Raw genomic sequence first — 10,662 nt, 5'->3', positions numbered from 1 at the left:
GAGCAAGGTTGAGCAAAGAGTGCAACGCGACGGCTACGTCGATGCTTTCCGCCACACGGACATCGCCGGGGCAATCAAGTCGGGAGAGCGGGGCAGGATCGCAGTGCTTTATCTGGAGTGGGCCGGCCCACGTCAGCAAACAGTCATTGTGCCGTGGACAATTGTCGAAAGCCTCGACGATGTTCTGACTTTGGCAGACAGGCTTGCGGCGCTGCCGTTGACTGAAGGCCGCGGAACGTCGATTTCCGGCGCACTGTCGGCCGCGAATGATCAGTTCGCGAAGAGTGGCTTGCGCAGCCCGCGCAGGGTTATTGACGTATCCGGCGACGGACCCAACAATGCCGGAGCGCTCCTTGACCCCATCCGGCAGGTTCTTCTCGCGGAAGGCGTGACGATCAACGGGCTGCCTATCGCAATGCCCCGCATTGGCGGGGCCGACGGGTTTGCGATGTACGACCGCTCCAACCTCCAATCCTATTTCGAGCGCTGCGTCATTGGCGGGCCAGACGCATTTACAATCGGCGTCACCGAGGCCGCTATGTTCGCCACGGCAGTCCGTCGAAAGCTGGTGCGTGAAATCTCCATGAACATGGGTCAGGTGATCCACGCCGCCTACACCGCACGTTCAGACCGCACGGTCGATTGCAACGGGATCGCTCAGGTGCCGGGCCGGTAGCGATGGGCGACGGGGTGACCGCGTTGTAGAGGGTGGGCAGCAACGCGCACCGCTGCCTACAGTCAAATTGAATCTGCTTGCGGACCCAGGGCCACTGGCTTGCCATGCGGTGTAGTCATGTAGGCGTTTCGCCAATCCTGTTGGCGTTTGTCCACCTCGGCCCGTGGTGCGAACTGGCTCTTGTCCAGTATCTGCTCCAGAGCGCTGAGAAAGGCCCCGTAATAGATCGCGTCGGGGTCCATGGCTGTATCGGTCGCCCGTCGATCAAGCTCGGCGCCCAGGGTCTGAGACCAATCCTCGGCTTCGATCTTTCCGTCGGCGATGAGCAGCTCGACCAACGCAATGACCTGAGCGTGCCATTGCTCGGAGAAGACAGGTTCGCCATCGCGATGGCGCCGTGCGCGACGGGCAATCTCAGGCCTGCTCAAGATAGCTGTCCCACATGTCGATCCGCAGGCTGTCTGCGCTGTCGCCGGCTTCAGGCCAAAGATCCGACATGCGAAACCGCACGACGTATGTCTGCTCGCGCCGTATCGTGCCGACAGCTTTCTCGTCGGGCAAAGGCTGTGGTCCGTTCACGCTGTCGACAACCCCGGGTCGGCCGCGGACATACCCAGCCAGCCGCGTGTGCATTGTGGCGACGTCGCGCCGTGCCACAATCTTATCGCCAGCCTTGAACCTTGCCCCTATGGGCGAGACCTCGACCGCAGGCCTGGGCGCCTCGTATTCGAAGGTTCGACTTGAGGCCCTGCCGTCGAAGAACTCCTGAACGCCCGCGACACCTTCATCCACAGACGTGACCATCATGCCCAGAATCCACTTCTCGAAATAGTCGAGGCCGAGGTAGGCGTCTGGGGGAAGCCTTTCCAAGACGTGGCGATACCAATCGAGCGTCCAGCCCGTGCGATCCGTCGTCAGCTTTTTCATCGACATCATGGCGATCGCCCATGTTCGCGCCTTCCATTCATCGGAAAACAGCGCCGAGTCATCTTCTGCGACGTTTGGGATCGGTCTGAACCCTTGCCTGCCGCCGAGGTCGTGTACCGTATCCATCACCCCACCTCCTGCTTTGGCGACAGATCCCTCATCGTCCCGATCATTGCATTGCGCGTCACGAGGCCGGCAAGGTCCTCTTCGGTCCAGCCGTCCGTCCCCTTTGGACGCTCCGGGACCACCATGTACCGACGGTCTGAAGTCGAGTCCCACACCGTGACCTCAACCTTGTCCGGCAGGTCGGTTCCGAATTCGGCGAGAACGCCACGCGGATCGCGGACCACTCGCGCCCGGTACTCCGTCGACTTGTACCAAGATGGAGACATTCCCAAGATTCCAACTGGATAGCAGGAACACAAGGTGCAGACGACAACGTTGTGGATCTCAGGCGTGTTGAACACTGCGACAAGAGGGTAATCCTTCCTGACGCTTGGGACGATTTCCGAAAACGCCTCGGCGGCATGTTTCGCCAGGCGTTCGGCGAACTTAGGATCAGTCCACGCCCGCGCGATGACCTTGGCTCCATTCATCGGACCTACGTTTTCCGAGTAGTCGTCGAGCCACTTGTCCACGGCGTCGGCCGCCAGAAAGCCTTTCTCGACCAGAACCGTCTCCAGTGCTCTCAGGCGAAGCGCCGGTTCAGGCGGAAGATGGCTGTGCAATTCCCGATGAAGTTTGGCAACCTTGTCGGAATCGTATGAACTCATTGATGCCCTCCCTGAGTATCATTCTTCGCACCRCGCTGGGTTGGATTTTTAGGGTTGCGTGGCTAACTCCCCGCCGACCATCAAGGACCAGTTTATTGGAGCGGTGCCCTCGAGTCATTGACTTTCTGACCTCACGTCAGCTTAAAGGTCGAAGCCGATGTCTTGCTGCTTTGGGGCCCCTGCATGCGGCGACCGAACCGGGCGCCCACTAGGGCACGCGCCAGGCGCGACACCATTGCAGTTCGACACTCCGATATGATCGGCCCTTGATATCGTGTAAAACGATAGGGGTCCTCAGTGCTTCCGGAATGAGACGATGCGCCCGGCCAAGATCCGTCATTCGAGAAGTGATGGCGAGGATCGCGTACACAGAGCGATGGGCATAGCCTCGCGCGATCTGGTGTGCCTGGCTTTCTCTCGCGATCGCATCGCAGGCGGCCCATGCTAGGCGCGGCGAGAGCCTCGCGCCCCAGCATACGACTTAACCGCATCACTTAGGATCGGACCATGATCCGAGTTGTGAAGGAGGAACGTCCATGACCGGCGACGCATTCTACCACGAGGGCAATCGCTCTCTGCAGGACCGCTTCGAGAGCCGGCGCATCGCCGACCGCCTGGCAGAGATGGCGCGGACGGCCTTCACCGACGAGGATAAGGCGTTCATCGAGAATGCGATTTACTTCTTTTTTGCCACGGTCGACGCCGAGGGGCGGCCAGATTGCTCGTTCAAGGGCGGCCCGGCCGGCTTCGTGCGTGTCATTGGGCCGTCGGAGCTGGCGTTCCCGGATTATGACGGCAACGGCATGTTCAGGAGCCTCGGCAACCTCGACGTCAATCCGAACGTCGCGCTGTTGTTCATCGCCATGCACGGCACGCCGCGTCGCCTGCGCGTTAACGGCGCCGCCCGAATCGACCGAGACGATCCGCTAACAGGCAAGACGGTCGGCGCACAGATGATGGTGCGCGTGGAGGCGCGCGTGATCTTCCCGAACTGTCCGCGCTACATCCCGACGATGCAGCTCAGCGAGCCGTCGCCCTTCACGCCCATGCCGGGCTGCGATYTGATCGAACCTGCTTGGAAAGGCTTCGACGCCTTCAAGGACGACGTCCATCCGCGCCAGCCGACATGGAAAGGCTGATCGACGGCAATCACCCTGTCACCCCAAAACCCGCGAAGCGCGGGGATAGGCGGTGACGCGGCCCTGCAAGTCAACTCCATCTCGCGGCGCTAGCTGGGCTCAGCTTGGCCGACCCGCATTTGCGCTGGGTCAAAGCTCGCCTCATCCATTGTGACTACAAGATGGTGATGGCAGTTGGCCGTTCGACCATGGAGACGATTCCAATGAAGCTGATGGCATCYCTGTCCTTGGCTACTTATCCAGATGCGAACTCCTCGAAAATCGCGGCGAACTCGGTTGCTCTCGTCAAGCAGATCGACGCATCGCTTGACGCTGTTGCCATCAATGTCGACATTCCCGACGTTTCGAACGCGCTGTCGAGCTACTTGCTTGATCTTCCCAACAAGATACGAGAGGTCGAGGCGACCAGCCGCAAGTGCGGCAGTGTTCTGCTAGAGGCCATTACGCAAGAAGCGGCACATAGCGGTGTGGCCCTCACGACTCAGGAGCTGACCGCACCACCGGCGCTGATGGGCGAGGTTGCCGCAAACCACTCCCGCTATTTCGATATCTGTCTGGTCGGCTGGGCGCCGGCCAACCAGACGGCGCGGATGATAGCCGAGGCAATACTGTTTGGTTCGGGTCGACCGACCCTGCTTCTGCCCGACTCCACTGACGTCGGGGTTCTTGGACATGTCGTTATCGCTTGGGACGGCAGCCGAGTCGCCGCCCGGGCCGCTGCCGATGCAAAGGCGTTTCTCGAACGTGCCTCGATGGTCACTGTTGTGACCGTGGCTGACRAAAAACCGCTTCCGGGACAGGACATCGGCGAACGCCTTGCGCAGGGCCTGAGGACGCGTGGCCTGGTGGCCGAGGCCGCCTCTATTCAAGCGGGGAAACGTTCAATCGGAACTGCCCTACAGGAACACGCTCTCAAGGTCGGCGGCAACCTGCTTGTCATGGGCGGATACGGTCATTCCCGCGTCAGGGACTTCGTGCTTGGTGGAGCCACCGAAGGCATTCTCGCCGATATGCGCCTGCCTGTTCTCCTGTCGCATTAGGTCGGCGCGAGATGAGAGGCGAGACGGATCCAGTCCTGCGCTTCCACGGCGCGGCCCATGGTGTCACCGGCTCGTGTTATGAAATCGAGACGCCGCATTCGCGCATCCTCATCGACTGCGGCCTGTTCCAAGGTTCCAAGTCCGAGAGGGAACTGAACTATGGTGCATTCCCGTTTCCACCGGACGCGATTGACGCTGTCATCCTGACCCATGCGCATATCGACCACAGTGGCCTTTTGCCGAAACTGGTCAAACAGGGCTTTTCCGGTCCGATCCATACGACCCGTGCCACGATTGATCTCTGCTCGGTCATGCTGCCGGACGCGGCGCATATCCAGGAGACGGAGGTCGAGCACCTGAACCGTCGCAATGCGCAGCGCGGGCGCCCGCCCGTCGAGCCGATCTACGGTCAGCAGGATGCCGCCGCGTGCATGACATTGTTTCGGGCTTCGGAATATGGCGAATGGACCACCATCGCCGAAGGCGTTCGTACCCGCTTCTGGAACGCGGGCCACCTGCTTGGTTCGGCGTCGGTAGAGCTCGAGATCGACCGACATGATGTGCCGCTGAGCATCGTGTTTTCGGGCGACATCGGCCCAGGCCACAAGCTGCTTCAGACCGATCCCGAGGGGCCGGCCGACGTTGACTATCTGATCTGCGAATCGACTTATGGCGACCGGGACCGCCCGGACGTTTCGCCCGAACGGCGGCGATCTCAGCTCGGTGACGTCGTGCGCGGCGCCGCCAAGGCCGGCGGCCCCCTCATTATTCCGTCCTTCGCCGTAGAGAGGACGCAAGAACTGCTGATCGACCTGTATCTGCTCATGAAAGCCGGGGAGGTGCCATCAGCCCTGGTTTTTGTTGACTCGCCGCTGGCGACGCGCGCCAGCGCGATTTTCGACCGGCATGCCGACGAGATCGAACAGGGCAACGTGCTGCGCCAGGCCCTCGGTTCAAAAGAGTTGCGCTTCACCGAGACAGTGGAGCAAAGCAAGGCGATCAATCGCCTGAGTGGCTTCTTCGTGGTGATTGCAGCCAGTGGCATGTGCGACGCGGGGCGTATCCGCCATCATCTCAAGGCCAATCTCTGGCGCAGGAACGCCACGGTGATGATGGCCGGATATCAGGCCCAGGGGTCGCTCGGGAGGATCCTGCTGGACGGCGCGCAGCGCGTGCGCATCCAGGGTGAGGAAGTCGAGGTCAAGGCCCGTATCAGCCTGTTCGACCTTTATTCCGGACATGCCGATGCCAGTGAACTGGTCGCCTGGATCAGGGCCCGAACTCCGGTGAAGCAGCAGGTGTTCTTGACGCATGGAGAGGAGGCTGGACTCGGCGGCCTGCGTAGAAGGCTTGCAGGACTGATACCCGACGACAAGATCATCATCCCGAGGCTGGACGATGCTTTCCAATTGACCCCCGGTCGCAGTTTGCCGGTCGAGGTCAACGAGCCCCGCCGATTGAAGCCGGAAAAGATTGCCCGCCTCGACTGGCACAATGACCTTTCAAAACTTCTCCTGGACGTAAACGAGGCGGTCAGCGCGGCGACCGATGAACGGGGTCGCGCCGCGGTGATCAGGCGCATGCGCAGGGCGCTCGAGGACAAGGACGTGTAGGGTGGCCTTCTTGGTAACTGGTCCCCTGCACCGGCGCCTTTGTCCTCATAGAGGCCGGGCTGCTCGAACGGGCGCCGCGGGAAGGCGCGATTTCCTGACCTTGAGGCGGAAGAAGATCGCATCGTCTACGGCGAGCGATACCTTGAAGATCGTCACCATTTGACGATGCCGACGCCGGCGATATTGTGAACAGCATGACCGACCAGCCCAACCGCCCGGACGACTATCCCGATCGCCAGATCGATCGCCAGCAGGAAACAGGTTTTGAGCGCAGAGTTCCCTTGCCCGCTGGCTACCGACAAGGTGTCATCTCCGCGATCACCGTGCTGCTCGGATTTTCGCTTCTTTTCCTGCGGTACTGGAATTTCGAAGTCGAGGGCGGATGGACGTTTGCCTCGATCCTGGCGACGCTGCTGCTGGCACTGGCCATCGTCCTTCAGTTCGTTGCGCTGTGGCGGTCGTTGCTCCCACGAGACGACGACGAGCCGGTTTATCAGGTCACGCTGCGCTGGTTCCTMGCCTCGATCGTCGCTCTCCTTGCGGGCGTGCTGCTCGCCGGTCTGACGGCTTCGCACGTCTTCAATCTTTGATCGATTCCCGGCCGCTCGACTGTCCGCGTTGCGCAGATCAGCACGCTCGCATCTGGGAAGTCCTTGGGTCTTCTGAGATCTGGCGATAGCCCCGCCGCCCTCCAGCCTGGCGCCTATTTCGCCTCGGGCGGTTCCCCCCGAGCCCGAACCTCCCGTAGATCGGGCGGCCCTCGCTGCGGGTCGGCGCTTCGTGGCGGCGAGAGATGTTAAGCCTTGCGCAATCTTCGCGGTCTATCTTAACTTGCAGATTGTGAGGGAACATGAAACGCAAGCCGCTTCTGCTTTTTGCCTTCCCGTTTCTCATTCTTGCGATCCTGGCAGGGGAACGCATGGCAGCCTTCTTGCTGGGAATCTATCCAGCCAGCCCTACCGCATGGTGGGTATGGCTTGAACTGCGCCCCTTGTCGACGATGCTTTGGCAGCAGGTCAACGCCTATCTGGGTGGCTCGATGGCTGCCGACGCCGCCATCCTTGGCGCCGCATCGATCGTCTGCTGGATGGCGTGCCAGACCCGGAGGTCGGCCTTCTTCTTCCTTACGAACCACGTCGCCCTGCTCTTCGCCGGGCTGATGATCGCGGTCGGCAGCCACTCGGAAACGGCGAGCACGATCGCCGCCTTCACGACGCCCCGGGGTCTTCCGTTCGCGCTGGCGATGGATTTCACCTTGAAGAACAGCCTGGTGCTGCTTCTGGGCGCTGCGGCCTGTGTGTACTGCCACGTCGTCTTCCTCAACGAAGCGCGGGCGCGGTTTGAAGCCCGGACCTCCCGCATCATGGCCCTGCAGCGCGATCTCTGAGCAAYCCCGCGATCTCTACAGCAATTCCGGGAAAAATGTGAAACGGGTTTCCGGGAAAAGCGCGTAGCGCTTTCCCTTGGGGAGTCGCGTCAGAACTAAAGAGTTGGAGCGGGCGGCATTCGCCACCAGTGCCCTGCCAAAATCCATACCCTACGAGGTCTAATTGATCCTCTTGTAATAGACCTTGCCGTCAGGCTGCTGGATGCGCTGGTAGTTGGAGCTTGGGGGAGGGGGCGACGCCGGCGCGGCCCTCTTCCTGGGCGTGATACTGGGTTCGCTCGCGCTCGCGCCTTCGAGAGCTTCGGGCGCTTCCGCCAGCGTGCTGGTGGTCATCTCCGGCGGCTCCACCGCACCCGGCGTGGCCTCGTCGCCGGCGATCGGCCTAGTCAGTGCCAGCTGGGCAACGTTGCTATTGATCTCGTTGAAGCTGCCTTGCAGTTGGCTGTCCAGTTTCTCGAACCGGCTCTGGAAGCCGTTGTTGACCGTGTCGAGCCGTGCCGCGATCCGCTGCTCGAACGCCCCGAGCTGCTCCAGCCGCGCTTCGACGAAACGCAAGTCGTTCATGCCGCGATAGAGATAGATCGCGGCCGCCATGTTGACCACGGTGAGGAGCAAGCCGCCGCTGGCGATGAGAATGCCGATCGTCTTTATCTTGCTCGGTTTCTCGATGGCGTCCTGTTCGCGCGGTTCCTGGTTTCCGATATCGATCGCCGGCATGTCCGGTTCGCTGAGCATCGTCATTGGACCACCACCTTCGCGCCGACCGCGACGCGCTTGAAAAGATCGATCACATCGGTGTTTGTAAGCCGAAAACATCCCGATGTCCCGTCGAACCCGACACCGGACGGATCATTGGTGCCGTGTATCCGGTAGAGTGTGTCGCGACCGTCACGCAGCAGGTAGAGCGCCCTTGCGCCAAGAGGATTGTAGGGCCCGGCGGGCACCATTTTCGGCAACTCCGGCCGGCGGGCCCGCATTTCCTGCGGCGGGCGCCACTCCGGCCATTCGGTCTTCGCCCCCACCTTGACGACGCCTGTCCAGCCGAACCCATCGCGTCCGACGCTGATCTGGTAGCGTAGCGCCTGGCCTTGGCGGGTCACCAGGTAAAGCGCTTTCTCGTTCTTGCGGATGATGATCGTTCCTGGCTGCTCGGTGGTTGCGAAGGCAACCGTCTTGCGCAGGCTGGGGCCCATTGCCGGCAGCGGCGGCCGATCCGAAAGGCTCGATCTCGCCTGGGCGAAGTCCTGGACTGATAGCGCCAACGCCGCGCCCAGCAGGCTGGCGTAGGCCAACCCCTGGACGATCCGGTAGCTAGCGTGCAGCGTCATCGAGCCGCTCTTTGAACATCCGCTTCAGGTCCTTGTTGAAGCGCGCGCGCCCATCGACTTCGGAAGGCAGGATCGCACGATTCAAGGCGTCGGTCAGCAGCGCATTGTCCAGCGGGACCGACTTGATGTGCGGCGCCTTGAAGATCTTCTCGAGCTCACTGCGCGAGAAGTGGTTGCCGAACCATTTGCGCTTGTGCTTGTTAGCGACCAGCGTGATGTTGACCGCATTGCCGCGCAGTTCGCGGATCTTCTTGTAGAGCCGTTTGCCTTGCCGCAGCGAAGCGACATTGAGTTCGAAGACGATGAAGATCTCGTCGCTCGTCGACAGCACGGAGTTGTGCCAGGGCGTCTCGATGTTCGGCAGGTCGATGACGATGTCGTCGAAACGGTAGGCGACGAGGTCCAGCAGCCGGAACACGAAATCGCTGCCGTGCGGCTCGAAAGGCAGTTGCGGCCTTTCGAAGGCATAGAGGGTGAGGCCGGACGGGCGCGACAGCTTGATGACATCCATCAGTTCGACATCGAGCCGTTCTGGCTGGCCGATGATGCCGGCGAGGTCGAACTGGTTGAACAGGTTGAGATAGGCGCCGCAATTGGCGCTCTGGAAATCGAGATCGACCAGGCAAGTGGAAGCCGCGCGTTCGGCCGATTTCGAGGCCAGGTATTCGGCCGCCGACAAGGCGAGTGTCGTGCTGCCGGCGCCGCCGCTGGCGCTGACGAAGGTGATGATCCGGCTTTTCGTTCCCTGGTTGCCGGTGTCGTGGAAGGTCACCGCGTTGAGCAGTTCCTTGGCATCGAGCGGCTTGTGCAGCCAGTCGGACGCGTTCATGCGCACCAGCACCCGCGTCTGCTCCGACGTCAATTCGCCGGAAACTGCGATCAGCGGCACGGTTGCCCACTTGGACCGCGCCTCGACGATACCTGCCTGGCCGAGCACCTCGCCATTGGCAAGGTCGAGGATGACGATGCCGGGACGCGTGTCGGCGGGCGGCCCCTTGAGGAAGTCGGCGGTCTCGGAAACCCTGACATCGTAGATCGCCAGCGCCTCGAGCCGCGTCGCCACCTCGCGCTTGAAGTTCGGATCCGACGAGAACAGCGCCACCTGCTTGCGCTTGGTCGGTGTAACCTTGGTGTTGATGGCATTCATGGCGTCCACGTGCTCTTCATGTCTTCGCCCGTGACCGTGCTCAGCATGGAGGGCATGGTGATGGTTCCGAATCCGAGCAATCCGGCCAGGAAAAAGAACTGAAAGGGATGGTCGGTGATGCTGACCGTAATGGTCGGCACCGGCCCCTCAGGGCGCGTCCAATATCCGAGTCCTGACGCCTGATATTGTATCCTGACCTCGGACTTCACCAAGGTTGGCAGGAACCTCTGCATTCCGGCCCGGTTGCCGTTGCCGCTGAAAATGAAATCAAAGGCGGCCTGGCTCGCATTCAGGTTCTGGCACGTAGCGCCTGCGCCACAAGTGCAAGAGACGGTTCCAGCGGCATTGGCCGTGCAGATATAGTTGTAGGTGTTTGCGGGCACCGCGGTACCGACTTTAGTGACATCGCTCTGCGTCAACGTCTCAAGCAAAAGCCCGCTGGCGACAGGTGCAGAGATCTCTGCCAGTCTTGCGCCGGCCTGCACCGCTTTGTTCCCGGCGTTCCACTGGAAAAAGGCGTAGCCGAAGTCGACAAAACCCAGCAGCAGCGTCAGCAGCAATGGCAGAGCGATGGCCATTTCGACCATCGTGGCGCCCGACTGCTCGGCGCGGAACCTTCGGTTTTCCATCAC

Annotated in this window: 13 protein-coding genes; 6 read left to right on the top strand and 7 right to left on the bottom strand. The window is 61.5% G+C overall.

The window, feature by feature from the left end:
• Nucleotides 1-676: DUF1194 domain-containing protein (locus ACXJ7R_RS15785; RefSeq protein ID WP_457152645.1), on the top strand; the 676-nt coding region annotated here is incomplete at its 5' end.
• A gap of 62 nt (nt 677-738) precedes the next feature.
• On the opposite strand, the gene ACXJ7R_RS15780 is transcribed toward ACXJ7R_RS15785, so the two are convergent.
• From ACXJ7R_RS15780 to nthA, 3 genes are read right to left on the bottom strand one after another with little or no spacing between them, the layout of a single operon-like run.
• The gene (locus ACXJ7R_RS15780) at nt 739-1,104 is read right to left on the bottom strand and encodes a hypothetical protein (protein ID WP_457152644.1); all 366 of its coding nucleotides are present in this window, start codon (nt 1,102-1,104) and stop codon (nt 739-741) included.
• Nucleotides 1,091-1,729 carry an SH3-like domain-containing protein gene (locus ACXJ7R_RS15775; protein WP_457152643.1) on the bottom strand — a complete coding sequence of 213 codons (639 nt, stop codon included), beginning with the start codon at nt 1,727-1,729 and terminating at the stop codon, nt 1,091-1,093. The genes ACXJ7R_RS15780 and ACXJ7R_RS15775 overlap by 14 nt, the downstream gene beginning before the upstream one ends.
• Nucleotides 1,729-2,376: a nitrile hydratase subunit alpha gene (nthA, locus tag ACXJ7R_RS15770; RefSeq protein WP_457152642.1), complete on the bottom strand. Its 648-nt coding sequence runs from the start codon at nt 2,374-2,376 to the stop codon at nt 1,729-1,731. The genes ACXJ7R_RS15775 and nthA overlap by 1 nt, the downstream gene beginning before the upstream one ends.
• A 536-nt stretch (nt 2,377-2,912) precedes the next feature.
• On the opposite strand from nthA, the gene ACXJ7R_RS15765 reads away from it, so the two are divergent.
• The 5 genes from ACXJ7R_RS15765 to ACXJ7R_RS15745 all read left to right on the top strand — a co-directional run bounded on the left by ACXJ7R_RS15765 (nt 2,913) and on the right by ACXJ7R_RS15745 (nt 7,555).
• Complete coding sequence (locus ACXJ7R_RS15765; protein ID WP_457152641.1) at nt 2,913-3,515, top strand: pyridoxamine 5'-phosphate oxidase family protein; 603 nt, start codon at nt 2,913-2,915, stop codon at nt 3,513-3,515.
• Between the two features lie 104 nt (nt 3,516-3,619).
• Nucleotides 3,620-4,555 carry a universal stress protein gene (locus ACXJ7R_RS15760; RefSeq protein ID WP_457152640.1) on the top strand — a complete coding sequence of 312 codons (936 nt, stop codon included), beginning with the start codon at nt 3,620-3,622 and terminating at the stop codon, nt 4,553-4,555.
• Between the two features lie 11 nt (nt 4,556-4,566).
• Complete coding sequence (locus ACXJ7R_RS15755) at nt 4,567-6,168, top strand: MBL fold metallo-hydrolase (protein ID WP_457152639.1); 1,602 nt, start codon at nt 4,567-4,569, stop codon at nt 6,166-6,168.
• 185 nt (nt 6,169-6,353) lie between these two features.
• The gene (locus ACXJ7R_RS15750) at nt 6,354-6,758 is read left to right on the top strand and encodes a hypothetical protein (protein ID WP_457152638.1); all 405 of its coding nucleotides are present in this window, start codon (nt 6,354-6,356) and stop codon (nt 6,756-6,758) included.
• A 260-nt stretch (nt 6,759-7,018) separates the two neighbouring features.
• The gene (locus ACXJ7R_RS15745) at nt 7,019-7,555 is read left to right on the top strand and encodes a hypothetical protein (RefSeq protein WP_457152637.1); all 537 of its coding nucleotides are present in this window, start codon (nt 7,019-7,021) and stop codon (nt 7,553-7,555) included.
• A gap of 159 nt (nt 7,556-7,714) precedes the next feature.
• Here the strand turns inward: ACXJ7R_RS15745 and ACXJ7R_RS15740 are convergent, their stop codons facing one another.
• The 4 genes from ACXJ7R_RS15740 to ACXJ7R_RS15725 form a co-directional block, all read right to left on the bottom strand.
• The gene (locus ACXJ7R_RS15740; protein ID WP_457152636.1) at nt 7,715-8,272 is read right to left on the bottom strand and encodes a hypothetical protein; all 558 of its coding nucleotides are present in this window, start codon (nt 8,270-8,272) and stop codon (nt 7,715-7,717) included.
• A gap of 20 nt (nt 8,273-8,292) precedes the next feature.
• Complete coding sequence (locus tag ACXJ7R_RS15735) at nt 8,293-8,883, bottom strand: L,D-transpeptidase (RefSeq protein WP_457152635.1); 591 nt, start codon at nt 8,881-8,883, stop codon at nt 8,293-8,295.
• Complete coding sequence (locus tag ACXJ7R_RS15730; protein ID WP_457152646.1) at nt 8,867-10,030, bottom strand: AAA family ATPase; 1,164 nt, start codon at nt 10,028-10,030, stop codon at nt 8,867-8,869. The genes ACXJ7R_RS15735 and ACXJ7R_RS15730 overlap by 17 nt, the downstream gene beginning before the upstream one ends.
• Nucleotides 10,027-10,662 (bottom strand): TadE/TadG family type IV pilus assembly protein (locus tag ACXJ7R_RS15725; RefSeq protein ID WP_457152634.1); only part of this gene is annotated, 636 nt, incomplete at its 5' end. The genes ACXJ7R_RS15730 and ACXJ7R_RS15725, both read right to left, overlap by 4 nt.

Source organism: Mesorhizobium sp. P5_C1 (genome assembly GCF_054049815.1).
This window is presented reverse-complemented; position numbering and strand designations above follow the sequence as displayed.